This window comes from Rhodococcus sp. AG1013, from assembly GCF_003350365.1.
Classification (GTDB): Bacteria; Actinomycetota; Actinomycetes; order Mycobacteriales; family Mycobacteriaceae; genus Prescottella.
The window spans coordinates 209,953-235,465 of the sequence record NZ_QQAT01000001.1 but is presented as its reverse complement, the minus strand read 5'-3'; the positions used below and the strand labels follow the sequence as shown (position 1 = coordinate 235,465).

Here is a 25,513-nt window from a genome sequence, read left to right as displayed (position 1 = left end):
AGTGTAGGCGGAAGAAACAGTGAGCTAATTCACGACCCGCCCAGCGAGACTGACATTGCAATCCCGTCCAGGATGTCGTGTTCGCTGACGACGAGCTCATCGATTCCGGCACGCCTGGAAAGCTCGTCGGCCAGAACGGCGGTGACAATCGCCCCGCCACCGATCACATCGACCCGACCGGGATGCATCGGGCCGAGGGCGGCCCGCTGGTCGTGCGTCATGGTCACGAGGCGGTGCGCGACCTCGTGCAGTTGGTCGATGCCGAGCCGCGACAGGTGCACCCGCTCGGCGTCGTACTCCGGCAGATCCTGCGCGACGGCGGACAGCGTCGTCATGGTGCCGGCGACACCGACCCACGTGCGGGCCTGCTCGACCGGCACCTTCGCGAACGCCTGCTCGAGCCGGTCCGACGCGAACGAGCGCGCGGACTCGATCTGCTCCGCGGTGGGCGGATCGTCGTGCAGGCAGCGTTCCGTCACTCGCACACAGCCGACGTCGGTGGAATACGCGGCGTGGACGCCGGCGGCGTCGCCGAGCACGACCTCGGTGGACCCGCCGCCCAGATCGACCACGACGAACGGCCCCGCGGCCGGATCGAGTTCACCGACGGCACCCGAGAAGGACAGCCGCGCCTCCTCGTCGCCGGTGATGACCTCGGCCTCGGCGCCGGGGATCACGGCACCGAGCACCTCACGGGTCATCGCGAAGAAGTCCTCGCGGTTCGAGGCGTCGCGGGTAGCCGACGTGGCGACCATCCGCACGGCCGTCGCCCCGGTCTCGCGGATGATGTCGGCGTACTCGACGAGCGCGACGCGGGTCCGCTCGATCGCCTCGGGCGCGAACGCCCCGGTGGCGTCGACGCCCTGGCCGAGACGCACGATCCGCATCAGCCGGGCGACGTCGGTGAGCCGGCCGTGCTCGTCGGCGTCCGCGACGAGCAGTCGGATCGAGTTGGTGCCGCAGTCGATCGCGGCGACCCTGGTCACTCTCCGTCTCCCGCCTCGCCGGGTCCGCGGTACTCGGGCCAGTCCGCGGGAATCGCGGTGCCCCGCAACTTGCCTCGCGCGGCGAGGGCGACCGACTCGTCGCCGAACGGGTTGACACCCGGCCCCTTCGCGAGGGAGTGCGCCATCAACACGTGCAGGCACTTGACCCGATCGGGCATGCCGCCACCCGTGAAATCGGTTCCCAGGGAATCGATCTCATTACGCTCGGCGAGGTAGGACTCGTGGGCACGGCGGTACGCCGCGGCCAGCTCCGGATCGGTTCCGAGTCGCTCCGTCATCTCCCGCATCACTCCGGCGGACTCCTGCCGGCTGGCCTCGGCGGTGAGCCGGGGGTCGGTGAGGTAGTAGAGGGTGGGGAACGGCGTGCCGTCGGGCAGCCGGGGGGCCGTCTTCACGACGCCGGGCTGCCCGTCCGGGCAGCGGTAGGCGATCTCGAGGACGCCCCGCGGGGCACGACCCAGCTGGGCCTCTACGGCATCGAGGTCTTCCTGGGGGACGGACGATTCGCTCACCCGGTGGGTACTCCTGGTTCTTCTGGTGCGGGAGCCGGCACCACGGGGGCCGCCGGCGGTGACTCTGGTTCGGGCTCGACGGACGGCGGCGGTTCGGTGAGCCGCTGCCACAGGTCGCTGTGCCACGCCCCGGTGGACGGCGGTGGGGGCGGCGCATCCTTCTCCGGCGGCTTGTAGTCGCCGGGCAGTTGCACCTTGTACGGGGTCTCCCCCGGCCGGACCAGGCCGAGGCGTTCCCTGCCCTGCGTGGCGACCCACGCGGGATCCTCGATCTGCTCCTTCTGCCGCTGCAGATCGTCGAGTTGCTGTTCGAGATCGCGCTGCTCGGACGCGAGGCGGTCCGCTTCGGAGCGTTGCGTCAGGTAGGTGCGCAGCGGCATCGCGAGGGTGAGCGCCAACGCGCAGATCACGACGCCGAGGATCACGGCACGTCCCGTCGAGAGCCCGAAGAACGTGCGCTCGGGTCGTTCCGGGGACGTCCTGCGTCCCGGGCCGGCTCGCTTGGAGCGGGCCCGGGACGGGGCGGGAACATCGGCCGCGGCGGCGGCACCGGCTTCACCGGGTGCCGCCGGCTCGACGCGGCCGGTGGGCGCGGCAGTGGCGCCGGAGCGGACCCGGCGGGGCCGACGTGGCCCCTGATCCGACCCGGCACCGCGGCGACCGGGACGCCCACCCGGAGAGGGGCGACCCGACCGCGACCTACCGCGCTGATTCATCAGCTGGCGGAACCCTCGAAGACGAAGCGCGGGAACGCCACCTCGCCGGCGTAGCGGGCGGCGTCGCCGAGGCTCTCCTCGATGCGCAGCAGCTGGTTGTACTTCGCGACGCGCTCGCTGCGAGCGGGGGCGCCGGTCTTGATCTGGCCGCTGCCGACCGCGACGGCCAGGTCGGCGATCGTGGTGTCCTCGGTCTCACCCGAACGGTGGCTCATCATCGTCTTGTAGCCGCTGCGGTGGGCCAGGTCGACGGCGTCCAGGGTCTCGGTCAGGGTGCCGATCTGGTTGACCTTCACCAGCAGTGCGTTGGCCGCACCCTTGGCGATGCCCTCTTCGAGGCGCTCCGGGTTGGTGACGAACAGGTCGTCGCCGACGAGCTGGATCTTGTTGCCGATCTGCTCGGTGAGCGCGACCCAGCCCTCCCAGTCGTCCTCGCTGAGCGGATCCTCGATCGAGACGAGCGGGTACTGGCCCAGCAGCTCCGCGTAGAACGCGCCCATCTCCTCGGCGGTGCGGATCTTGCCCTCGAACTTGTAGCCGGTGCCCTCGGTGTAGAACTCGGTGGCCGCGACGTCGAGCGCCAGCGCGACATCGGTGCCGAGCTTGAGGCCCGTCTTGGCGATGGCCTCGATGATCAGGTCCAGCGCTTCCTTGGTGCCGGCGACATCCGGGGCGAAGCCGCCCTCGTCACCGAGACCGGTGGACAGGCCCTTGGCCTTGAGCACCGACTTGAGCGAGTGGTACACCTCGGCGCCCCAGCGCAGGGACTCCTTGAAGGTCGGTGCGCCGATGGGGGCGACCATGAACTCCTGGACGTCGACACCGGTGTCGGCGTGCGCGCCACCGTTGAGGATGTTCATCATCGGGACGGGCAGCACGTGGGCGTTGGGGCCACCGACGTAACGGAACAGCTCCAGACCGGACGACTCGGCACCGGCGCGGGCCACGGCCAGCGACGCACCGAGCAGGGCGTTCGCGCCGAGCCGGGACTTGTCCGGGGTGCCGTCGGCGTCGAGCAGCGCCTGATCGACGGTGCGCTGCTCGGTGGCGTCCAGGCCGATGATGGCCGGCGCGATCTCACCGAGGACGGCCTCGACGGCCTTCTCGACACCCTTGCCCAGGTAGCGGTCGCCACCGTCACGCAGCTCGACGGCCTCGTGCTCACCGGTGGAGGCACCGGAGGGAACGGCGGCGCGGGCGAAGCTGCCGTCCTCGAGCAGCACCTCGACCTCCACCGTGGGGTTGCCACGGGAATCGAGGATCTCGCGAGCTCCTACCTGCTCAATGATGGCCACGAATGGTTCTCCTTCGGCGGCTTCGTACGGCTGCTGGGGACGACAGTGAAATGCCGGTCCGGACAGGCAGCGTCTGGGTTGTCTACGGGCAGGCGACCACGGTGAGCCGCCGGATGCATAGTGCCAGGTCTGAGCCTAACCGGAGTAACCGACTCCCGTCCCGCGGCGCGCGCGGCGTGGCCCTCGTCACCGCGGTCCCGGCGGCGGTCACCGGCGCACGCCCACCGAGTAGGCCGCGGCACGATCCCGGACATCCAGCAGGTACTCGCCGGACAGGTTGTAGGCCATGAGCGCCGCGGTCCAACCGTCTGCGGTGGTGAGGTCGCCGCCACGCGCGCACAGGTAGCGCGCCGCGGTGAGCGCGGCGTCGTCGATGTTGTCCGGATCGGCCGCCCCGTCCCCGTTGGCGTCGACGCCCCAGCGGCTCCACGTCTCGGGGATGAACTGCAGCGGCCCCATGGCGCGATCGTGGGTGGCGTCGCCGTCCATCGCTCCCCCGTCGGTGTCGGGGATCTCCGCGACTCCGGGCGACCCGTCGAGCGGGATGCCGCGGATGGGTGGAGTCACCTTCCCGCCGTCGTCGACGCGGGAGCCGCCGTGCGTGCCGTGCTTGCTCTCGACAGCGGCGATGCCCGCGAGGGTGGTCCACCCGATGCCGCATTCGGGGCGTGTCGCGGCCATGACCGCGGCGGCGTAGCCGTACGCCTCGAGTGCGGTCGGGGAAATCGCCAGGGCGTCCGCCAGTGGCGCCGCCCAGTCCCCCAGCAGGTTCGCGGTTCGTCCGGGCGCGTCGACGTCGATCGGCGGGAGCGGCGCACCGGGCCCGGGGGGAATTCCCTCGGGGATCTCGATCCGCGGCTTCCTCTGGTCCAGCTCGTCGAGTCCCACCGCGAGCGTCACGACCGCGGTCCCGACGAGGAGCGAGGACGTCACGATCAGGAACGTGCGGAACGGACGCCGCCGTTTCGGCGGTGGGGCCGGCGGCAGTCCCGTCGCTGGCGTTCGCGGCACCCCGGTGCGCGTCGCGGCATCTCTCATCACGTCGTCCATCATCCAGACCGCACGGTTGTGACGCTTGCCGGAATCGGGACCAACGCCCCATTTCGGACAAAAAAGACCTGGTAGGGGGCGGTTTCCCGACGGGCTTAGGGGATGCTACTTTCGGCGTGGCCACTCCAGGTTTGCCTTGCCTATCTCACGGCGGCCGTTCCGACTCTGATCAGGAGACATGAAGTGTCAGTCCTCGCCGCCGGCGCCGATGCACCGTCCATCGCGACACAGCTGTTCGGCAGCGGTCTGATCGGCGTCCGAGAGGGACTCGAGACCGGGATCGTGGTGATGATCCTGGTCGCGTTCCTGGTCAAGTCCGAGCGCCGTGACGCACTCAAGTGGGTGTGGGCCGGCGTCGGTGCGGCCGTCGCGATGGTGGTCGGCATCTTCGTCGCGATCCACTTCGGCACCTCCACCGTCACCGGCACCGCCGCCGAACTGATCAGTGGCCTCGCGTCGCTCGTCGCGGTCGGCATCGTGACCGCGATGGTGCTGTGGATGCGCACCGCAGCCGCATCGATCTCCGGGCACCTGAAGGCCGGCATGGACCGGGCCCTCACCGTTGGCCCGGTGGCCGTCGCCGCGATGGCGTTCTTCGCCGTCGGCCGCGAAGGCGTCGAGACCGCCCTGCTGCTCGTCGGCTACGCCGAGAACACCGCCGGCAGTGCGTGGCCGCTGATCGGCCTGCTGCTCGGAATCGCCGTCGCGGCCGTGCTCACCGTGCTGATGTACGTCGGCGCCGTGCACATCGACTTCGCCCGGTTCTTCCGCTACACCGGCGCGTTCCTCGTGGTCGTCGCGGCGGGCATCCTCGCCTACGGCGTCCGCGCGCTGCAGATCGCCGGTTGGCTTCCCGGCGGCTCCACCGTCGCGTTCGACATCTCGTCGGTGTTCGACAGCTCCAGCTGGTACGGCACCGTCCTCTCGGGCATCTTCAACTTCCGGCCGGACCCGACAGTGTTCCAGCTCGTCGCGTGGGTGGCGTACCTCGTGATCGTGCTGCCGCTGTTCCTGCGCCCGGTGGCCGCACGACCGAAGTCGGTTGCCGCCGAACAAGACCCCTCGATCACCGTTTCCTGAAAGGTTCCGCCCGTGCGTCGTTCCACCTCCGCGCTCGCCCTGCTCGCGATCGCTCCCCTCGCCCTCGCGGCGTGCACATCCAAGTCGGCTGCGGGCGACGAGGCGATCACGGTGACCGCCACCGATACCTCGTGCGAGATCTCGGGCAACACCGCCGAGACCGGGAACACCACGTTCTCGATCACCAACAACGGCGCCAAGGTCACCGAGTTCTACGTCTTCGGTGAGGGGGACCGGGTGATGGGCGAGGTCGAGAACGTCGGCCCCGGCCTCACGCGTCAGCTCATCGTCAACCTCGCCGAGGCCGGGACCTACCACACCGCGTGCAAGCCGGGCATGGTCGGCGACGGCATCCGGACCGAGTTCACCGTCACCGGCGACTCGGTGGCCGCAACCGACCAGGACGGCCGCCTCGAGGAGGCCGCCGCCGGATACAAGCGCTACGTCGACAGCCAGCTCACCGCGCTGCAGGAGACCGCGGGCTCGTTCGTCGCCGCGATCAAGGCCGGCGACGTCGCCGGCGCGAAGGCCCAGTACCCGCTCACCCGCACCTACTACGAGCGCATCGAACCGATCGCCGAGAGCTTCCCCGACGATCTCGATCCGCGCATCGACCTGCGCGAGGTGGACGTCGAACCGGGCTGGAACTGGACCGGCTTCCACCGACTCGAGAAGGACCTGTGGGTGCAGGGCCTGCAGCCCGACACCAACGCGATGGCCGACCAGCTCCTCACCGACATCCAGGAACTCGCGGACGGTGTGGCCGCACCCGACTTCCAGATCGACCCGATCCAGGTCGCCGGCGGCGCGCAGACCCTGCTCGACGAGATCGCGCGCACCAAGATCACCGGCGAGGAGGACATCTTCTCGCACACCGACCTGTACGACTTCCAGGCCAACGCGGACGGTTCGCAGGCCGCGATCGCATCGCTGCGCCCCATCCTCGACGCGCGCAACCCCGAGCTGGCCGGACGCATCGACCAGCGGTTCGCGGAGCTCGACCAGGCACTCGCGCAGTACCGCCGGGGCGACGGCTTCGTCTCGTACGACACGGTGACCGAACCGCAGCGACAGGCCCTGTCGCAGAAGATCGATGCGTTGTCCGCAGAAGTGAGCCAGGTGCAGGGTGTCGTCGCAGGACAGTAATCAGCAGGACAGCAACCCGCAGGACGGGAACTCCCGGCCCGAGCCTCGTCCGGGCCTGTCCCGGCGGCGCCTCTTCGGCGCCGTCGGGGCGGGCGCGGTGCTGGCCGGCGCCGGTGTCGCGGTGGGCCGACTGACCGCACCCGAGGCGGCCGAGTCGACCACGCAGACGGTGGCCTTCCGGGGCGCGAACCAGTCCGGAATCGTCACGCCCACACAGGATCGCATGCACTTCGTCGCGTTCGACGTCATCACCGATTCGCGCGACGAGCTGGTGACGATGCTGAAGAAGTGGACCGAGATGGCCGAGCGGATGACCGCCGGCGACGATGCCACCGAGAACGGTGCCGTCGGTGCCGGCGAGTACAACCCGCCCAGCGATACCGGCGAGGCGCTCGACCTGCACGCGTCCAAGCTCACGCTGACGATCGGGTTCGGGCCGTCGCTGTTCGAGGTGAACGGCAAGGACCGATTCGGTATCGCCGGCCGCAAGCCGGCCGCGCTGGTGGACCTGCCGAAGTTCACCGGCGACGCCCTCGAACCGGCCCGCTCCGGTGGCGACATCGCCATCCAGGCGTGCGCCGACGACCCGCAGGTCGCGGTCCACGCGGTGCGCAACCTCGCCCGCGTCGGCTTCGGTGTGGTCGCGGTGCGCTGGTCTCAGCTGGGGTTCGGTCGCACGTCGTCGACGTCCACGAGCCAGACGACGCCACGAAACCTGTTCGGATTCAAGGACGGAACCCGCAACATCAAGGCCGAGGATCCGTCGGCCGTCTCGGAGTTCGTGTGGGTGGACCCGCAGGACGATCAGGCGTGGATGGCGGGCGGCTCGTACCTCGTGGCCAGGCGCATCCGGATGCTGATCGAGCCGTGGGACCGCACCACGTTGCACGAGCAGGAGCGGGTGTTCGGACGCACCAAGGGCAGCGGCGCACCGCTCGGCGAGAAGGACGAGTTCGATCCCCTCAACCTCGAGGCCAAGGGTGCCGGTGGCAAGCCGGTGATCGACCGGGACGCCCACGTGCGCCTGGCGTCGGCCGAGGAACTGGGCGGCATCCAGATCCTGCGCCGCGGCTACAACTTCACCGACGGCACAGACGGTTTCGGCCACCTCGATGCGGGGCTGTTCTTCATCGCCTACTGCCGCGATCCGCAGAAGCAGTTCGTCCCGATGCAGCAGAACCTCGCCCGCAACGACGCGCTCAACGAGTACATCAAGCACGTCGGCTCCGCGGTGTTCGCGGTACCGCCGGGCGTCGGCGACGGCGGCTACTGGGGGTCGACGCTGTTCGAGGCGCAGCGGTAACGCACGCCCCGACGCGCAGAACGTACCTGCGGGTAGCTCCTGTTCGGCCTAGCGTGACGAGCGTGTGGTCTCCCCCTCATATCCGGAGGGCTCGAGGCATCACACCACGCTGAACAGGAGAGGTGCGTATGCAGAGCCAATTCGACGAGCTTGCCGATCTCTACGAGGACATGGCCGCCTGGCCGTTCAGAAGGCATCTGGAGATTCCGAACGTGCTCGCAACACTCGGAGATCTGACGGGACGCGACGTCCTCGACTTCGGCTGCGGCAACGGGATGTACTCGCGATGGCTCAAGGAACAGGGCGCACGCCGGGTAGTCGGCTACGACGTCTCGGACGGCATGCTCGACTATGCGCGCACGTGGGAACAGAACAGCCCTCGCGGAATCACGTTCACTTCCGAACTGACACCCGACCTCGAAGGCCAATTCGACCTGGTATTGGCCGTCTACGTGCTGCCCTATGCCACGACACGAGAAGAACTCCACGACATGTGCGCGCAGATGGCGCGACCGCTTCGGCCCGGTGGCCGTCTGGTCACCCTTCCGATCCATCCGGACTACGAGCGCGATCCGTCGTACTACGAACGGTTCGGCTTCCGGCTCACTCCGATCGGACCCGATGTGGACGGCGGGCAGGTGCAGCTCGATCTCTTCGACCCTGCCGCCCCCGAAAACGAGGACACCGTCACTGCCTACGTCTGGACGAGGCAGAGCATCGACGACGCAATGCACATCTCGGGGTTCCAACTGGCACAGTGGGTCGATCATGCGCAGGTACGTTCCCCGGAAGCGGACGCTGCGGCGTCTCTCCTGCGCGGCTACTGGGAGAAGCCCCATGCGGCGATACTGAACTGCCGCAAGGGCTGACGCCAACCGGGACCACCCGTGCCGAACGAGAGCGACGTGGCGGCCGTGCCATGCACACCGCCCGCCGTTCTACACCCAGTAGGTTCGCCACGCCTCGGCGTCGAGTCCGCCCCACGGCACGCCGGCCGCGTGCGCGGCGGACTCGGCGGCCCGGATCCGTTCGACGAATCGCAATGTCGCCTTGCGTAGTTCGTCCTCGGCGCTCCCCGGACCGCCGAGTCGGATCACGCGCAGTTCGTCGGGTACCAACTCGTCGGGCAGCCCGGCCTTGCGGGCGCGGGAGATCACCTTCTCGGCCAGCGCGAGCGCGGGCTGCATCAACGCGATGCCGTCGATGCACGACTGCCGGGCCTTCTCGGCGGCCTTGCGCACTTCCCACGCGCGTTCCTGCTCCGCGACGTCGATGGGCCCGGTGACACCGTCGGTCAGGTGTGGGCTGCGGTGGGCGAGCTTGGCGACCAGGGTCGCGGCGACGTCGTCGACGGTGAACTGACCTGCCGCCTCCGCGATCCGGGAGTGGAAGAGCACCTGCAACAGCAGATCCCCCAGTTCCTCGCGAACACCGACAGGGTCACCGACCTGTACGGCGTCGAGCAGCTCGTACGCCTCCTCGAGCAGGTACGGCCGCAGCGAGTCGTGCGTCTGGGTCACCTCCCAGCCGCCGAATCCCCACAGCCGATCCATCACCTCGACGGCCTCGATCAGCGCGTCGCCGGCGCGCCACTGGTCGCCGCGCTCGCCCCCGGCACTCATCGGGCTCAGACCCCCGCCTGCACACCGCTGGGGGTGCTTACGTCGACCGAACCCGCCGCCTTGCCGTCCATCGCGAGCAGGAAGTCGGCGATGTACTGCAGCAGCTCGACGTCGCGCACCCGATCCGATCCGATGCCACCGGAGCCGGCACGCGGCAGGGGCATCTGCACCAGTCCGGTGGTGGCACGGTACTGCGCGCTGGGGTAGATCCGCTTGAGGCGCAACTGCTTCGAGTCGGGCAGACTCATCGGCGAGATCTTGAGCTGGGTGCCGGTGACGGCCACTTCCTCGATCTCGTACTCACGGCACAGCAGCCGCAGCTTCGCGACCGAGACCAGGCGCCCCACCTCCTCGGGGAGCGGTCCGTACCGGTCGACCAACTCCTCGACCACGGCGGCGATCGCCTCGGCGTCGGTGGCCGCGGCGAGCTTGCGGTATCCCTCGAGACGGAGCCGGTCGCTGGTGACGTAGTCGGGCGGAATGTGCGCGTCGACCGGCAGGTCGATCCGCACCTCCTTGGTCTCCTGCTCGGTGACGACCGGGCGTCCGTCGGCGACCGCGCGGTACGCCTCCACGGCCTCGCCGACGAGCCGCACGTACAGGTCGAAGCCGACACCCGCGACGTGCCCGGACTGCTCGGCGCCGAGAACGTTTCCGGCGCCGCGGATCTCGAGGTCCTTCATCGCGACGGCCATACCGGCGCCGAGGTCGGAGTTCTGCGAGATGGTCGCGAGCCGGTCGTACGCGGTCTCGGTGAGCGGCTTCTCCGGCGGGTACAGGAAGTACGCGTAGCCGCGTTCCCGGCTGCGGCCGACGCGGCCACGCAGCTGGTGCAGCTGCGACAGACCGAGCGAGTCGGCCCGCTCGACGATGAGCGTGTTGGCGTTGGAGATGTCGAGGCCGGTCTCGATGATCGTGGTGCACACCAGCACGTCGAACTCACGCTGCCAGAAGCCCTGCACGGTCTTCTCGAGCGTGTCCTCGTTCATCTGTCCGTGTGCCACCACCACCCGAGCCTCGGGGACCAGGTCACGAATCCGCTTGGCGGCCTTGTCGATCGAGCTCACCCGGTTGTGCACGTAGAACACCTGGCCGTCGCGCAGCAGTTCGCGGCGGATCGCGGCCGCAACCTGCTTGTCGGCGTACGCACCGACATACGTGAGCACCGGGTGGCGCTCCTCGGGCGGGGTGAGAATGGTCGACATCTCCCGGATCCCGGCCATGCTCATCTCGAGGGTTCGCGGGATCGGCGTCGCCGACATGGTCAGCACGTCGACGTGCGTGCGCAGCGCCTTGATGTGTTCCTTGTGCTCGACGCCGAAGCGCTGCTCCTCGTCGACGATCACCAGGCCCAGATCCTTCCATCGGACGCCGGTCTGCAGCAGCCGGTGGGTTCCGACGACGATGTCGATCTCCCCCTCCGCCAACTGCGCGATGATCTCCTTGGATTCGCCGGCGTCGGTGAACCGGGACAGCCCGCGCACCTTCACCGGGAACGCCGCCATCCGCTCGGTGAACGTCTGCAGGTGCTGCTGAGCCAGCAGCGTCGTCGGCACGAGCACCGCGACCTGCTTGCCGTCCTGGACGGCCTTGAACGCGGCTCGGACCGCCACCTCGGTCTTGCCGTAGCCGACGTCACCGATCACGACCCGGTCCATCGGGACCGGCTTCTCCATGTCGGCCTTGACCTCGTCGATCACCGTCAACTGGTCGTGGGTCTCGGTGAAGGCGAAGGCGTCTTCCATCTCCTTCTGCCACGGCGTGTCCGCGCCGAAGGCGTGACCGGGTGCCGCCTGTCGGGCCGCGTACAGCTGGACCAACTCGCCCGCGATCTCACGAACAGCCTTGCGCGCCTTGCGCTTCGTGTTGGCCCAGTCGGAGCCGCCAAGCTTGCTCAGGGCGGGCAACTCGCCGCCGACGTAGCGCGAGAGCTGATCGAGCGCCTCCATCGGCACGAACAACCGGTCTCCGGGGTGACCTCGCTTGCTCGCGGCGTACTCGATGACGAGGTACTCGCGGCGGGCGCCTCCGATGGTGCGCTCGACCATTTCCACGAAGCGACCGATGCCGTGCTGGTCGTGCACCACCATGTCGCCGGCGTGCAGCGCGAGCGGATCGACCTGGTTCCGGCGCTTGGCGGGCATCTTCTTCCCGTCGCCCGCCGCCGCGACTCGATTGCCGGTGAGGTCGGCCTCGGTGACGATCACCAGTCCGGGGACACCGTCGGCGTCGTCGCCGGGCAGCACCAGCCCCTCGTGCAGCGATCCGCACAGGACACCGACCAGCCCGCGGGCCGGCTCGGCGCCCGGCGCCAGCTCGCCCGCCGGGACGTCGGCGTCACGCAGCCGCTCCAGGACCCGGTGTGCGGTACCGGAACCCGCCACCACGACCACCGCGCGTCCACCGGTGGTGACATGCGCACGCAGGTTCACGAACAGCATCGAGAGCAACTCGTCGGAACCGCGCACCTCGGGCGCCGGCTGCACCGGCAGCACCGTCTCGTCGTCGCTGCCGGAAGCCAGCGGGCTGATGGTCCACCACGGCCGGCCCTGCGCCTCGGCGCTCTCCCGCACCTGGCGCAGCGACCGGTACGCGGAGGCGCCCAGATCGATGCCGCCCCCGAGTACGGACGTGTCGATCGGTGCGGCACCGCCGATCGAGGCCGCCGTCCACGACGCCTCGAGGAACTCCTGCCCGGTGCGCACGAGATCGGTTGCGCGCGTGCGAATCTTCTCCGGATCGCACAGCAGCACGTGCGCGTCGCGGGGAAGCACGTCCGACAGCAGTTGCAGTTCGCCGGGCTGCAGCAGCGGCAGCAGCGCCTCCATGCCCTCGACCGGGATGCCGGCGGAGAGCTTGTCCAGCATCTCGACCAGCGCCGCGTCGGCCGGGTTGTCGGCCGCGAGCTGTGCGGCCCGGTCGCGCACCTGCTCGGTGAGCAGCAGTTCGCGGCACGGCGGCGCGATGACGGTGGCGACCTCGAGCTCGAGCTCGGGCAGCGACCGCTGATCGGCGACCGAGAAGGCGCGCAGCTCGGTGACCTCGTCGCCCCAGAACTCGACGCGCACGGGGTGGTCCGCGGTGGGCGGGAAGATGTCGAGAATGCCTCCGCGCACCGCGAACTCGCCCCGCTTGCCGACCATGTCGACACGCGTGTAGGCCAGCTCGACGAGCCTCGAGATCAGGCCCTCGAACTCGTGCTCGGCCCCGACCCGCAGAATGACGGGCTCGATCTCGCCCAGGCCCGGCGCCATGGGCTGCACCAGCGAGCGGACGGTGGTCACGATCACCTGCAGCGGCGGGCCGTAGTCGGGATCCTCGGGCCGCGCGAGCCGGCGGAGCACCTGGAGCCGGCGACCGACCGTGTCGGCGCCCGGCGACAGCCGCTCGTGCGGCAGCGTTTCCCACGACGGGAACTGGGCCACCGCGTCACCGATGATCTCGCGCAACTCGACGGTGAGGTCGTCGGCCTCACGACCGGTCGCGGTCACCAGCAACAGCTGCGTCTGCTCGGCCAGGGCCGCGGCGACGAACGGCCGCACGGGGTTGGGGGCGACGATGTCGACGGCCGACCGGCCGATGTACTCGCGCACGCGACCGATGGCGCTGTCCGCGAGGGCGGTCCTCGCAAGCCCGGCGAGCGGAGTGGCCACTCCGGCCGAGACCGCGCGGGCCGAGGCAGCCGAGGACGGAGCTGAAGAGGACACGGAAGACAACGACGGCGCTCCTGATGTCGTGAAATGCAGACCGTTCGATTCTATGCGCGTGTGCCGACACGGGGGCCGACCGCCCGATCCGCGCCCGCGCCCGGGCGCCGGATCACTGCCCGAGCTGCGGGTCGGCCTCGAGGTTCGTCAGCCCGTTCCAGCAGAGGTTCACCAGGTGCGCCGCGACGACCTCCTTCGACGGGGTGCGCTCGTCGAGCCACCACGTGGCGGTGGTGGCGACCATGCCGACGAGGGCCTGCGCGTAAAGCGGCGCGAGTTCCGGATCGAATCCGCGTTTGGCGAAGTCGCCGGCGAGGATGTGCCCGACCTGCCGGACCGCTTCGTTGAGCAGGCTCGAGTAGGTGCCCTCGTCGGCGGCGACCGGCGAGTCCCGAACCAGGATCCGGAAGCCGTCCGTCCGCTCGTCGATGTACGTGAGCAGCGCGAGTGCCACCCGCTCGACGCGGATGCGCGAGCGGTTCTGGGTCAGCGACGACGTGATCATCTCGAGCAGCTTGGACATCTCACGGTCGACGACGACGGCGTAGAGGCCTTCCTTGCCGCCGAAGTGTTCGTAGACGACCGGCTTGGACACCTGGGCCCGCGCGGCGATCTCCTCGATCGAGGCGGCCTCGTACCCGCGTTCGGCGAAGAGCGCGCGTCCGATCTCGATCAACTGCTCCCGACGCTGGGTGCCCGTCATCCGTGTGCGCGGCGCGCGTTCGGCACCCTGGGATTCTCGTGATGGTCGCGACACTCGAGGTAACCGTCCTTTCCGACACGCCGCGCGGAACACCGACGGCGCTGGTAGAGGCCAGCTTATAGCTCCCCGGCGAACGAATTTCGCCTACGGTTCGACGCGCGGCGCGTCGACATGCGAGGATCGTTCCCGCATTACGAGCGACAGCTCGTGGTCGCGGTAATCCGCCGTAGTGTAATGGCAGCACCTCTGATTTTGGTTCAGATAGTTCAGGTTCGAGTCCTGGCGGCGGAGCTCTCCCGAGCTCTCTTCCCTCCCTCACATTCACCCGATCGAATGTGATTCCCGACACCACCTACCGACCGGTAAGTTCGATGTTGCTACCGTCCCGTTAACTTTCGCTCCCGCGCGAGAGCGGGGGTTTGCACGGTTGCCCGATCCCGGGCCGCCCGGTTCTCCGGACGACCGTGCTCCCCCGCGGCTAGTGTCGGGCGCGTTGCCATCACGAGAACTCGTCGCGATATTCTTTGTCGGAACGTGCGCGACGAGTCCGCCCGCGCAAGCGGCCAAGCGTAGATCGAAACTCGAGGGAGCTTCATGCCACCGAAGACCGCCGTCATCGTCCTCGCCGCCGGTGCCGGGACGCGAATGCGGTCGAAGACCCCCAAGGTGCTGCACACTCTGGCCGGGCGCTCGATGCTCGCGCACTCCCTGCACGCCGCGGCGGCCGTCGAGCCCACCGAACTGGTAACGGTGATCGGACACGATCGTGACGCGGTCGGTGCCGCGGTCGACGAGGTCGCCAAGGACCTGGGGCGCGCCGTCGCGACGGCCGTCCAGCACGAGCAGAACGGCACCGGGCACGCCGTCGGATGCGGGTTGACCGCACTGCCGGACGACTTCGACGGCACCGTGCTGGTGACCGCCGCCGACGTCCCACTGCTCGACGCCGGGACGCTGCGCGCGCTGGTCGGAACCCACACCGCCGAGCCTGCGGCCGCGGTGACCGTCCTGACCTCGACGGCGCCGGACCCCACCGGGTACGGGCGGATCCTGCGCACCACCGACGGCGAGGTCGCCGCGATCGTCGAGCAGGCCGACGCCACCGAGTCCCAGCGCGCGATCACCGAGGTCAACTCGGGCGTCTACGCCTTCGACGCCGCCACGCTCCGCGCCGCGCTGTCGTCGCTGAGCGCGGACAACGCGCAGGGCGAGCTGTACCTCACCGACGTCATCGCGATCGCCCGACAGGCGGGGAAAACCGTTCGGGCCCAGCACATCACCGACAACCTCCTCGTCGCCGGGGCGAACGACCGGGTCCAGCTGGCCCAGCTCGCCGGCGAGCTCAACCGCCGCATCCTCGAGCGGCACATGCGGGCCGGGGTGACCGTGGAGGATCCGTCGAGCACGTGGATCGACGTGGACGTCACGATGGACCGCGACGTCACGCTGCGTCCCGGCGTCCAGCTCCGCGGCGCCACCACGATCGGCGAGGACGCCGTCATCGGCCCCGACACCACGCTCACCGACGTCACCGTCGGGGAGGGCGCATCGGTGATCCGCACGCACGGCGAGGGCGCCGAGATCGGCCCGTCCGCGACCGTCGGCCCGTACACCTACCTGCGGCCCGGCACCGCCCTGGGCGCGTCCGGCAAGCTCGGGGCGTTCGTCGAGACCAAGAACGCCGATATCGGCGCACACTCGAAGGTGCCGCACCTGACCTACGTCGGCGATGCGACGGTCGGCGAGCACAGCAACATCGGAGCATCCAGTGTTTTCGTGAACTACGACGGCGTGAACAAGAGCCGCACCGTCGTCGGTTCGCATGTGCGCACCGGATCCGACACCATGTTCGTCGCACCCGTCCGTGTCGGTGACGGCGCCTACACGGGTGCAGGCACGGTCCTGCGCAACGACGTGCCGCCGGGGGCGCTCGCCGTCTCGGGTGGCAAACAACGCAACATCGAGGGTTGGGTCGAGCGGAATCGACCCGGCACTCCCGCTGCCGAGGCAGCGGCACTAGCAGCCCAGCAACAAACCGATCAGCTAGAACCAAAGGATGGCGAAGACCAGTGAGCGCGATATCCAGCGACGTGCAGAAGAACTTGATGCTCTTCTCGGGCCGCGCACACCCCGAACTGGCGGAGCAGGTGGCCAAGGAATTGGACATCAAGGTCACGCCGCAGACGGCTCGTGACTTCGCCAACGGCGAGATCTTCGTCCGGTTCGAAGAGTCGGTGCGAGGCAGCGACGCGTTCGTGCTGCAGAGCCACCCGGCACCGCTGAACCAGTGGATCATGGAGCAGTTGATCATGATCGACGCTCTCAAGCGCGGATCCGCCAAGCGGATCACGGCGGTGCTGCCGTTCTACCCGTACGCCCGCCAGGACAAGAAGCACCGCGGACGCGAGCCCATCTCGGCCCGCCTGATCGCGGATCTGCTCAAGACCGCGGGCGCCGACCGGATCATCACGGTCGATCTGCACACCGACCAGATCCAGGGCTTCTTCGACGGTCCGGTCGATCACATGCACGCGCAGGGCCAGCTCGCCCAGTACGTGCGCGAGAACTACGGCACCGACAACATCTGCGTCGTCTCCCCCGACGCGGGCCGCGTGAAGGTCGCCGAGAAGTGGGCCGACGCCCTCGACGGCGCGCCGCTGGCGTTCGTGCACAAGACCCGCGATCCACTGGTGCCCAACCAGGTCAAGTCCAACCGCGTCGTCGGTGACGTCAGCGGCCGCACGTGCGTGCTGATCGACGACATGATCGACACCGGCGGCACCATCGCCGGCGCCGTCGAGGTCCTCAAGAACGCCGGTGCCGGTGACGTGATCATCGCGACCACGCACGGTGTGTTCTCGGATCCGGCCGCGGAGCGCCTCGCGAACTGCGGCGCCAAGGAGGTCATCGCGACCGACACGCTGCCGATCCCCGAGGAGAAGCGGTTCCCGACGCTGACGGTGCTGTCCATCGCGCCGCTGCTGGCCCGCACCATCCAGGAGGTCTTCGAGAACGGCTCGGTGACTTCCCTCTTCAACGGCATCGCCTAGGCGGTCTACTGCGCCCGTGCCCGATTCGCGCGTCGCGAGCCGGGCACGGGCGTAGCCTTTCCAGTGTGTTCTCCGGATTCCCGACGGCCGCACTGGACTTCTACGAGGACCTCGAGGCCGACAACAGCAAGAGTTGGTGGACGGCGCACAAGTCCGTCTACGACACCGACGTCCGCGCGCCGATGGTCGAGTTGCTCACCGACCTCGAGCCCGAGTTCGGCTCCGGCAAGGTCTTTCGGCCGTACCGGGACGTCCGGTTCTCGAAGGACAAGTCGCCGTACAAGACTCACCAGGGCGGCTTCGTCGAGGTCTGCTCGGGCGTGGGTTTCTACGTGCAGATCGACGCGTCCGGACTGTTCCTCGCCGGCGGCCACTACGCCCACACCCCCGAGCAACTCGCGCGCTACCGAGAGACGGTCGACGACGAGCGCCGCGGCCGCTCCCTGCAACGCATCGTGCGCAAGCTCGAGTCCGCCGGCTACGACATCGGCGGGGACCGTCTCGCGACCCGGCCCCGTGGTGTCGCGGCCGACCATCCCCGCCTCGACCTGCTGCGTCATCGATCGCTCACGGCCGGTCGCAACTACGGGTGCCCGGACTGGCTCGGCACCGCCGATACGGCCGACGAGGTCCGGCATGCCTGGCGGGCGATGCGCCCCCTCGTGGACTGGTTCGCCGACGCTTTCGGGGTGGTGTGAGCCGGACTCGGCCGACGCGGAGAGTTGATGTGCCACAAGACTTTGCCGAGATCCAGTGCTCCCGAACATGAGTTTGGTCACGCGCGACGAGAAAAGTGGACCTCGGTGTAGCCGGGGTCGGAGCGGTGCCTTATTGTGGCTCGTCGTGATCGACGCGCAGACCCTGGAAAACCCCGCCGCCGCCTCTGTTCCGAATCCGCAACCGGTTCGCCGATGGACTCCCGGGTCTTGTGTGTGGTGTGGAAGCGCCGAATCGATCGAAGTGTTCCGCAACGAACCGCGCTGTGAGGTTTGCCGTGAGCACGAGACCGTCATCGACGAGGCCCGCAAGTTCATGGGCATGTACGGCCTGCGCCCGATCGGCGGCACGCTGCAGTCCGACGACGACGAAGAGCGCGAATGGCGAGTCAACGCCCGCGACGCCCGCGCGGCCCTGAACCAGATCCGTCTGCCCGAGCCGCCGGACCCGGCGCTCATCCGCAAGTCGATGCGCCCCAAGGCCGCTCGCATCGTGACCGCGTTCGAGGCCGAGTCGGCTCCGGCCCGCAAGGCACCCGCGCGTCCCCGCACCGCATCGTCCGCGCCGGCCCCCGCCCCGACCGCTGCCGTTGCACCGGCGAAGAAGCTCGACGTCGCCGCGCTCGAGGAGCGGGTGACGGGCCTGCTCGACCAGCTCACCAAGGTGGACACACAGATCGGACTGGCCGAGGCCGCCCAGGGTCTGGCGGCACGTGCCCGCCTCAACGACCTCAACAGCCAGAAGGCCACCATCCTCCGCACGCTGGCGGCGCTCGAGAAGGCGCGCCGCAGCGCGGGCGAGTAGACAGGGATCGGTCGGCATGCTGATTCGCGACGCGGTCGAGGGCGATCTGCCGGGGATCCTCGAGGTCCACAACGAGGCGATCGCCAACACGACGGCGAACTGGGACGACGCGCCGGCCGATCTGGACGAGCGGCGGCGGTGGCTCGACGACCGCCGCCGACTCGGCTTCCCGATCCTCGTCGCGGACATCGACGGCACGGTCGCGGGCTACGCGTCGTATGGGGTGTGGCGGCCCAAGAGCGGGTACCGCCACACCGTCGAGAACTCGGTGTACGTGCACGTCGACTATCACCGGCGGGGTATCGCCACTGCGCTGATGGCGGAGCTGATCGACCGGGCCCGCGCCGCGCGCATCCACGTGATCGTGGCGAGCATCGAGTCGTCGAACACCACATCCATCGCCCTGCACGAGCGCTTCGGGTTCCGGATCGTCGCGCAGATGCCCGAGGTGGGGCGAAAGTTCGACCGTTGGCTGGACATGACCTACATGCAGCTGACGCTGCCCGATCCGTACGCCGCTGAGTAGTCAGCCCCGGCGGGCACACACCAGCGCGAACCGCTCGTCCGCGTCGGTCCAGGTCTGGACGTCGTCGAAGCCGACCGCGGTGAGTTCCGCGCGGATGCCGTTCTTGCGGAACTTCGCCGAGATCTCGGTACGGATCTGCTCGCCCGCCGCGAACGGCACCGTCAGACCGAGGTCGGCCACGCGGACGCTCATCGCGGTGTCGGCTTCGAGTCGCATCTCGATCCACTCCTCGACCGGGTCCCACAGCGCGATGTGCCGGAACCGGTCCAGGTCGAAGTCCGCCCCCAATTGTTTGTTCAACACCGACAGCACGTTGAGGTCGAACTGGGCGGTGACCCCGGCGGCATCGTCGTACGCCGGCACCAGCACCGCGGGATCCGTCACCAGTGCGACGCCGAGCAGCAGATGCTCGCCCGGGTCGAGGACGTCGGCGATACCGGCCAGGAAGACGCGGCGCTCGTCCGGCACGAGGTTCCCGAGCGTTCCACCGAGGAACGCGATCATCCGGTGTCCGCCGCCCGGCAGGTGGTGCAGCGAGTCGGTGAAGTCCCCCACCACCCCGTGGACGTCGATCTCCGGGAACTCCGCCGCGATCCGGTGCGTCGCATCGCGGAGGGCGCTCTCGGACACGTCCTGCGGGACGTACTTCTCCAGCGAGCCCCGGGCGCCCAGTGCGTCGAGCAACAGCCGCGTCTTCTCGGACGAACCCGACCCCAGTTCCACCAGGACCTGCGGAGCCGCGAGGGCCGCGATCTCGCGGGCATGCTCCTCGAGCAGCGCCCGTTCGGTCCGCGTCGGGTAGTACTCCGGCAGCCGCGTTATCCGCTCGAACAGCTCGCTGCCCCGCGCGTCGTAGAACCACTTGGGCGGCAACCATTTGGGGGTCGCCGTCAGCCCCCGGGCCGCGTCGCCGCGCAGCGCGGCCGCCAGTTCGTCGGGTGTGATGTGGACTTCCAGGGTCGGTGCTCTCATACCTCTCCGATCTCCAGAACCTTCTCGGATGACGCTCACAGCGGAGTCGTGATCAGGTGGCCGGGACGCGCGGTGACGATGTGCGCGTCCGGAATCTCCTTCCAGTTGTGGTTGCGGTCGTAGGGCTCGGAGCTGACGACCGCGCGGTCGTCGTCGACGAGGGCCGAGAGCGAGTGGTCCCACGTGGTCGCCCACAGCTGCCGGCCGTCACCGAGGAGCATGTTCAGCCGCGACCCGGGCGCCGCCTCGGTGACCGCCGTCGTCACCTGCATCAGCGCCACCTCGGGGCTGTTGTCGCGCAGGGCGTGGCGCACGAGCAACCACAGCAGCGCCGAATCGGTGGGCGCCTCGAGCCCCAGGAGATCCACGGTGGGAAGCCCGGCCGCGGGACCGGTCATCGACTCGGGCCAGTTCGAGATACGGCCGTTGAGGCTGAACGCCCAATGCCCGGATACGAACGGGGCACACGCGCTGCGCTCGACGGGCATCCCGACGGTCGCCGAGCGGATCGCGGCCAGCACCGCATGCGAGCGGACGCGCGAAAGCATCTCGGGTAACGCCGGATCCGACCAGATCGGCATCGCGCTGCGGTACCGCGACAGCGTCGGCCCCCACCACGCCGCGCCGAACCCGTCCGCATTGATGGTGCCGCCGCCGCGCATGTCCCGCGGCGACCACGACTGCCGTAGCAGCGAGAACTCCCCCGCCGAGACCACCTCACGAACGGATCGTGTCGGTCCGATGTAGCCCAGGTGCCGGCACATCACACGTCCCGGGCACAACGGAAACCGGCGAAGATCTGACGCCGGATCGGATGATCCCAGTTCCGGAAGGTGCCCCGGCACGCGATCGGGTCGGTGCCGAACGAGCCGCCGCGCAGCACCCGGTAGTCGCCGTCGAGGAACACCTCCGAGTACTCGCGATACGGAAACGCCGCGAACCCCGGGTAGCCGGTGAACGACGACGACGTCCACTCCCACACGTCGCCCATCAACTGCTGCACCCCGAGCGCGGACGCGCCCGCGGGGTAGGAGCCGATCGGCGCAGGGCCCAGATGGCGCTGCCCGAGATTCGCCCGGGTCCGGTCGGGTTCGTCGTCGCCCCACGGGAAGCGGCGCGAGCGCCCGCTCACCGGGTGCCACCGTGCGGCCTTCTCCCATTCGGCCTCGGTCGGCAGCCGCTTGCCCGCCCATCGCGCGTACGCCTGGGCCTCGAACCAGCAGACGTGCACGACCGGCTCGTCCGGGGGAACGGGCTCGAGGATCCCGAAACGGTGCCGCCACCAGTTCCCGCCGCCATCACCGGTCCAGAACATCGGCGCCTCGAGCCCGGACTCGCGTCGATGCCGCCACCCACGCTCGCTCCAGAGTTCCCGCCGCCGGTAGCCGCCGTCCTCGATGAAGTGCGCGTAGTCGGCGTTGGTGACCGGGACGGTGTCGATCGCGAACTCCTCGACATGCACCCGGTGCGCGGGACGCTCGTTGTCCAGCGCCCACGGATCGTCCGAGGTCCCCATCGTGAACTCCCCCGCGGGGATCACCGCCTCGCGCTCGGTCACCGGCCGGCGGGCGGCCCGGACCGGCGGCGCGGTGAGCACCGCGGGTCCCTTCCGCAACTGGTGGGTCGCGAGCATCGTCTCGTCGTGCTGCTGCTCGTGTTGCGCGATCATCGCGAACGCGAAACCGTCCTGCTCGAGCCGACGGCCACGAAAACTGCTCGCGTCCAGAACATCCCATACCTTGCGGCGAACCTGACCGACGTAGTGCCGCGCCTCGGCGGGCCCGAGCAGCGGCAGCGTCGGACGCGCGGATCGCGCGTGCTTGAACGCGTCGTACAGCTCGTCGATGTCGCGGCGCACCGGCTCGCGGCCGCCCACGTCGCGGACCAGCCACAGCTCCTCCTGATTGCCGATGTGCGCCAGGTCCCACACCAGCGGGCTCATCAGCGGCGAGTGCTGGGCCACCAGATCGGCATCGTCGACGCACTCGATCAGGGAGTTGCTGCGTTCCCGGGCCCGCAGCAGCGCCGCCTCCAACTGCTCGCGCACCCCCGTCACGACCGCTCCCCCGTCGGGCACTGCCCGCGGCGACATCGCCTGGCGGCGGCACCGAGGCCCGACGCCAACCCCCGGTCGGGTGCGTACTCGGCCGCGAGCTCGAGCAGATCGCCCGCAGCGGTGCGCAGTTCACCGTCCCCGAGCCCGAAGCGGGCAGCGTCGGACCACCGGCCGCGCGTCGTGGTTCCCACACCCACGGCCGCGAGCGCCGCGTCAGGCGAGGTCGACAGCGCCTCGATCGCCGCGATCGGGAACCGCCACTGGTCCCCCGGCTGGGCGTCGAAATACCGCACCTCGAGGTGACCCACCGCGCGCACCGGCGGAAACACGGTGGTGAGGTGGTAGTCCAGGTCGGCGCGGGTGGGCCGGCGGTCCAGTTCGTCGTCGAGCACGCCGTCGATCCAGTCCGCGAACGTCGCGCCGGGTGGCGCCGTCCAGCACGGCCCGTCCCGGATCACGCACAGCAGCGGGACGTCGAGGACCCAGCGCGCGTAGTCACCGACCGGATCGAGCGTCACGTCGGCCGTTCCGGTGGTGCGCGGCGGGTCCAACTCGAGCCACGTGCGCATCCGCTGCGACGCCCAGTCCCCCGGCGGAATGCCACACAGCCGCGGCGAGCACGCGAACGCGGCGAGCAGCGCGGGCCCGACGGCGTGCAGGAGGTTCCACCGACGGGCCACCTCGTCGACATCGGCACCCGCGTCGACGCTGACCTGCACGGCGGCGGTGTTGCACATCATGAGCTTGCCGAACGGGCCGATGTCCTCGAAGCGCTCCTCCATCGCCCGGTATCGGGGCAGCTGGAGGAGTCGGTGAGCCGCGCGGCGCGCATCGGCGGCATCCGAATGGGCGGCGATGGAGCGGCGGGCGAGGAGATGGCGCAGAACCCGTTCGTCGGAGGCGAGGGCTTCGCAGAGCGCGAGGGCGCTGTCACGGGGAGCGCTGGAGAGTTCGATCTGACCGCCGGGTTCGACGGTGACGAGACTGCCTGCCGGCAGTGGTAGAGCGGGGGAATCGGGAACGAGCGATCGGGGTGCGTGGGGTCCGAGAGCTGCGGCGATGGCAGCCAGCCCGGGGCGCGTGGGAGCAGGACTGTGGTGCGCGGTGAGCCACTCGAGCTCCGCGCCGATCAGCCTCGGCGGACCCAGTTTGAAACAGACACCGCCGACGTACGACTCCGCTGCGGGGCGCGACGTCAGACTGGTGGACTCGACAGCGACAACCATGCCATCCTCCCCTCGGGGGCGGTCGAGCGTCCTTCTCGAGGGTAGAGCCCGCTCCCCGATGTGGCTACCGATGAGGAGGAATTGCCGTGCTCGATCTCGAACGGCTCAGGCAGGACACCCCGGGATGCCTCGAGCGGGTGTTCCTCGACAGCGCCGGATCGTCGCTACCGCCGCAGCCGGTCCTCTCGACCGTCATCGGGCACCTGCGCCGCGAGGCCGAGGTCGGCGGGTACGCCGCGGCCGACGAGCGCGCCGACGACCTCGCCGCCGTCCGCGGCTCGATCGCCCGATTGATCGGCGCGACACCGGCCGCCATCGCCCTGGTCGACAGCGCAACGCGGGCGTGGTGCGAGTTCTTCGGGGCCGTCCCGTTGCGCGCCGGCGACCGAATCCTGGTCTCACGGGTGGAGTACGCGAGCAACGCGATCACCGCGCTGCACCGCGCCCGCGCGGCGGGGGCGACGGTGGAGGTGGTGCCGAGCGATCCCAGTGGCCGGATCGATCTCGACGCCCTCGACCGGATGCTCGACGACCGGGTACGACTGGTCTCGCTCGTCCACGTGCCCACCAACGGCGGGCTGATCAACCCGGTCCGTGAGGTCGTCGAACTCGCGCACCGGCACGGCGCGCTGGTACTGCTCGACGCGTGCCAGTCGATCGGGCAGGTTCCGATCGACGTCGACGACCTCGGGGTGGATGCACTGTCGGCGACAGGGCGAAAGTGGTTGCGGGGCCCACGCGGAACCGGATTCCTGTACCTGCGGGCCGAACTTGCCGGATCACTGACGCCGTCGGCCCTCGATCTTCATGGTGCGGAATGGATTTCGGTGGACGACTACCGGCCCGCGCCGGATGCGACCCGCTTCGAACTGTGGGAGTGCGACGTCGCGGCGAGGCTCGGCCTCGGCGCCGCGGTCGACTACCTCCTGGGCATCGGAATCGACTACGCCGCAAGGGCGATCACCGATCGCGCCGATTCCCTCCGCGAGGGACTGGGCGCGATGCCCGGCGTCGAGGTCCGGGACCTGGGCGTCGACCGGAGCGGCATCGTGACCTTCACCGTCGACGGCGTCGATCCCGCGCTGGTCCGGGAACACCTCGCGAACAACCGGATCACCGTCACGGTGAGCGGTCGCTCGTCGACCCTGCTGGACATGAGCGCACGCGGTCTCGACGCCGTCGTCCGCGCGTCGCCGCACTACTTCGTCTCCGACGGCGACATCGAGTGGGTCCTCAGGACGCTGTCGACGCTCCGATAGCGCATCGGCCACTTCGGCCACTTCGGCCACTTCGGCCACTTCGGCCACATCTGACCCTCGAGTAACATTTCGGACAACTGTTTCGCAATGCTCATATAACTCCCCCGACGCGCCGGTAGTCACATGACTGGCATCAACCGATCACTGGGGAGGAATTGAGTTATGCAGCGCACCAAGGCCGCCGTTCTGTCGGCGGGCATCCTCGCGGCGGGTCTCCTGCTCGCCGCGTGCAACGACGACGACGGGACGCCGGTGCCCGAAACCACGTCCACCGCGCCCAGCACCACGACCTCGGCGCCGCCGACGACGAGCGCGGAGGCAACGCCTACGGGGGCAGGCGAAGCGGGCGCCGGTGGGTCCGGTGGGTCCGCCGGTAGTGCCGGAGGTGGCGCGAACCAACCGGCCGCCGGAACCGGTACCGGCGGCTCCGGCGGCGGCCAGAACGCCGGGCCGGGAACCCCGCCCCCGCCGCCGTCACCCGCACCGGTCGGCGATCAGCAGCAACCGCCGGCCGATCCGAACTCCGGCAATCCCGTGGACGAGGAGAAGACGGATCCCGGTTCCGCCCCCGGCGGGGACGGCGGCGCAACCGGAGAGGGGACGGACCCGGACGGCACCAAGGATCCGGGCACGGGCGACACCGATACCGGAGGAGACAAGGGGGACGGCGGCGACAAGGGCGAGGGGGATCCCCCGAAGAACGATCAGCCGAACGGCTGACCGAACGGCCGCGCCGCACTCCCCCTCGAGGGTGGTGCGTCG

23 protein-coding genes and 1 tRNA gene are annotated in these 25,513 nt (G+C 69.6%); 12 read left to right on the top strand and 12 right to left on the bottom strand.

From position 1 onward, the window contains the following. Nucleotides 1-29: 29 nt before the first annotated feature. The 5 genes from DEU38_RS01165 to DEU38_RS01145 all read right to left on the bottom strand — a co-directional run bounded on the left by DEU38_RS01165 (nt 30) and on the right by DEU38_RS01145 (nt 4,568). A complete protein-coding gene (locus DEU38_RS01165) occupies nt 30-986 on the bottom strand; it encodes a Ppx/GppA phosphatase family protein (RefSeq protein ID WP_114718292.1) in 957 nt (318 codons plus the stop codon). Further along, nucleotides 983-1,519, bottom strand: coding sequence for a DUF501 domain-containing protein (locus DEU38_RS01160; RefSeq protein ID WP_114718291.1), 537 nt, complete (start codon nt 1,517-1,519; stop codon nt 983-985). Before DEU38_RS01160 ends, DEU38_RS01165 begins: the two co-directional genes overlap by 4 nt. Then, on the bottom strand, nt 1,516-2,235 hold the full coding sequence (locus DEU38_RS28935; protein WP_254622840.1) for a septum formation initiator family protein: 720 nt from the start codon (nt 2,233-2,235) through the stop codon (nt 1,516-1,518). The genes DEU38_RS01160 and DEU38_RS28935 overlap by 4 nt, the downstream gene beginning before the upstream one ends. Then, a complete protein-coding gene (gene eno / locus DEU38_RS01150; protein WP_114718290.1) occupies nt 2,235-3,530 on the bottom strand; it encodes a phosphopyruvate hydratase in 1,296 nt (431 codons plus the stop codon). Before eno ends, DEU38_RS28935 begins: the two co-directional genes overlap by 1 nt. Nucleotides 3,531-3,737: 207 nt before the next feature. Then, nucleotides 3,738-4,568 (bottom strand): lytic transglycosylase domain-containing protein, encoded by an 831-nt coding sequence (locus DEU38_RS01145; RefSeq protein ID WP_114718548.1) that lies wholly within the window; start codon nt 4,566-4,568, stop codon nt 3,738-3,740. A 195-nt stretch (nt 4,569-4,763) separates the two neighbouring features. Between DEU38_RS01145 and efeU the strand changes: the two genes are divergently transcribed. The 4 genes from efeU (at nt 4,764) to DEU38_RS01125 (ending at nt 8,978) form a co-directional block, all read left to right on the top strand. Beyond that, nucleotides 4,764-5,660: an iron uptake transporter permease EfeU gene (gene efeU / locus DEU38_RS01140; protein WP_114718289.1), complete on the top strand. Its 897-nt coding sequence runs from the start codon at nt 4,764-4,766 to the stop codon at nt 5,658-5,660. 12 nt (nt 5,661-5,672) lie between these two features. Then, nucleotides 5,673-6,806 (top strand): iron uptake system protein EfeO, encoded by a 1,134-nt coding sequence (efeO, locus tag DEU38_RS01135; protein WP_114718288.1) that lies wholly within the window; start codon nt 5,673-5,675, stop codon nt 6,804-6,806. Further along, entirely contained in the window at nt 6,787-8,109 is a 1,323-nt protein-coding gene (gene efeB / locus DEU38_RS01130) for an iron uptake transporter deferrochelatase/peroxidase subunit (RefSeq protein ID WP_114718287.1), read from the top strand. The genes efeO and efeB overlap by 20 nt, the downstream gene beginning before the upstream one ends. 128 nt (nt 8,110-8,237) lie before the next feature. Next, the gene (locus DEU38_RS01125; RefSeq protein ID WP_114718286.1) at nt 8,238-8,978 is read left to right on the top strand and encodes a class I SAM-dependent methyltransferase; all 741 of its coding nucleotides are present in this window, start codon (nt 8,238-8,240) and stop codon (nt 8,976-8,978) included. A 69-nt stretch (nt 8,979-9,047) separates the two neighbouring features. Here DEU38_RS01125 and DEU38_RS01120 read toward each other — a convergent pair whose 3' ends face one another. From DEU38_RS01120 to DEU38_RS01110, 3 genes are all read right to left on the bottom strand, one after another. After that, nucleotides 9,048-9,731, bottom strand: coding sequence for a MazG family protein (locus DEU38_RS01120; protein ID WP_114718285.1), 684 nt, complete (start codon nt 9,729-9,731; stop codon nt 9,048-9,050). A 5-nt stretch (nt 9,732-9,736) separates the two neighbouring features. Beyond that, the gene (gene mfd, locus DEU38_RS01115) at nt 9,737-13,384 is read right to left on the bottom strand and encodes a transcription-repair coupling factor (RefSeq protein ID WP_114718284.1); all 3,648 of its coding nucleotides are present in this window, start codon (nt 13,382-13,384) and stop codon (nt 9,737-9,739) included. A gap of 166 nt (nt 13,385-13,550) precedes the next feature. Then, a complete protein-coding gene (locus DEU38_RS01110) occupies nt 13,551-14,141 on the bottom strand; it encodes a TetR/AcrR family transcriptional regulator (RefSeq protein ID WP_114718283.1) in 591 nt (196 codons plus the stop codon). A gap of 220 nt (nt 14,142-14,361) precedes the next feature. Here DEU38_RS01110 and DEU38_RS01105 point away from each other — a divergent pair. The 6 genes from DEU38_RS01105 (at nt 14,362) to DEU38_RS01080 (ending at nt 19,238) form a co-directional block, all read left to right on the top strand. Continuing rightward, a tRNA-Gln gene (locus DEU38_RS01105) sits at nt 14,362-14,432 on the top strand. A gap of 303 nt (nt 14,433-14,735) precedes the next feature. Beyond that, nucleotides 14,736-16,214: a bifunctional UDP-N-acetylglucosamine diphosphorylase/glucosamine-1-phosphate N-acetyltransferase GlmU gene (glmU, locus tag DEU38_RS01100; RefSeq protein ID WP_114718282.1), complete on the top strand. Its 1,479-nt coding sequence runs from the start codon at nt 14,736-14,738 to the stop codon at nt 16,212-16,214. After that, a complete protein-coding gene (locus DEU38_RS01095; protein WP_114718281.1) occupies nt 16,211-17,191 on the top strand; it encodes a ribose-phosphate diphosphokinase in 981 nt (326 codons plus the stop codon). The genes glmU and DEU38_RS01095 overlap by 4 nt, the downstream gene beginning before the upstream one ends. A gap of 65 nt (nt 17,192-17,256) precedes the next feature. Beyond that, nucleotides 17,257-17,889: a DUF2461 domain-containing protein gene (locus DEU38_RS01090; protein WP_114718280.1), complete on the top strand. Its 633-nt coding sequence runs from the start codon at nt 17,257-17,259 to the stop codon at nt 17,887-17,889. 145 nt (nt 17,890-18,034) lie between these two features. Next, nucleotides 18,035-18,712, top strand: coding sequence for a hypothetical protein (locus DEU38_RS01085; RefSeq protein WP_114718547.1), 678 nt, complete (start codon nt 18,035-18,037; stop codon nt 18,710-18,712). A gap of 16 nt (nt 18,713-18,728) precedes the next feature. Next, nucleotides 18,729-19,238 carry a GNAT family N-acetyltransferase gene (locus tag DEU38_RS01080; protein WP_114718279.1) on the top strand — a complete coding sequence of 170 codons (510 nt, stop codon included), beginning with the start codon at nt 18,729-18,731 and terminating at the stop codon, nt 19,236-19,238. Here DEU38_RS01080 and egtD read toward each other — a convergent pair whose 3' ends face one another. From egtD to egtA, 4 genes are read right to left on the bottom strand one after another with little or no spacing between them, the layout of a single operon-like run. Continuing rightward, nucleotides 19,239-20,210, bottom strand: a complete 972-nt coding sequence (egtD, locus tag DEU38_RS01075) for an L-histidine N(alpha)-methyltransferase (protein ID WP_114718278.1) — start codon at nt 20,208-20,210, stop codon at nt 19,239-19,241. Between the two features lie 35 nt (nt 20,211-20,245). Beyond that, the gene (gene egtC / locus DEU38_RS01070; protein ID WP_114718277.1) at nt 20,246-20,974 is read right to left on the bottom strand and encodes an ergothioneine biosynthesis protein EgtC; all 729 of its coding nucleotides are present in this window, start codon (nt 20,972-20,974) and stop codon (nt 20,246-20,248) included. Further along, on the bottom strand, nt 20,974-22,302 hold the full coding sequence (egtB, locus tag DEU38_RS01065) for an ergothioneine biosynthesis protein EgtB (protein WP_114718276.1): 1,329 nt from the start codon (nt 22,300-22,302) through the stop codon (nt 20,974-20,976). Before egtB ends, egtC begins: the two co-directional genes overlap by 1 nt. After that, a complete protein-coding gene (egtA, locus tag DEU38_RS01060) occupies nt 22,263-23,492 on the bottom strand; it encodes an ergothioneine biosynthesis glutamate--cysteine ligase EgtA (protein ID WP_114718275.1) in 1,230 nt (409 codons plus the stop codon). Before egtA ends, egtB begins: the two co-directional genes overlap by 40 nt. 86 nt (nt 23,493-23,578) lie before the next feature. On the opposite strand from egtA, the gene DEU38_RS01055 reads away from it, so the two are divergent. Further along, a complete protein-coding gene (locus DEU38_RS01055) occupies nt 23,579-24,751 on the top strand; it encodes an aminotransferase class V-fold PLP-dependent enzyme (protein ID WP_114718274.1) in 1,173 nt (390 codons plus the stop codon). 162 nt (nt 24,752-24,913) lie between these two features. After that, complete coding sequence (locus DEU38_RS29735; RefSeq protein WP_114718273.1) at nt 24,914-25,471, top strand: hypothetical protein; 558 nt, start codon at nt 24,914-24,916, stop codon at nt 25,469-25,471. Nucleotides 25,472-25,513 lie beyond the last annotated feature (42 nt).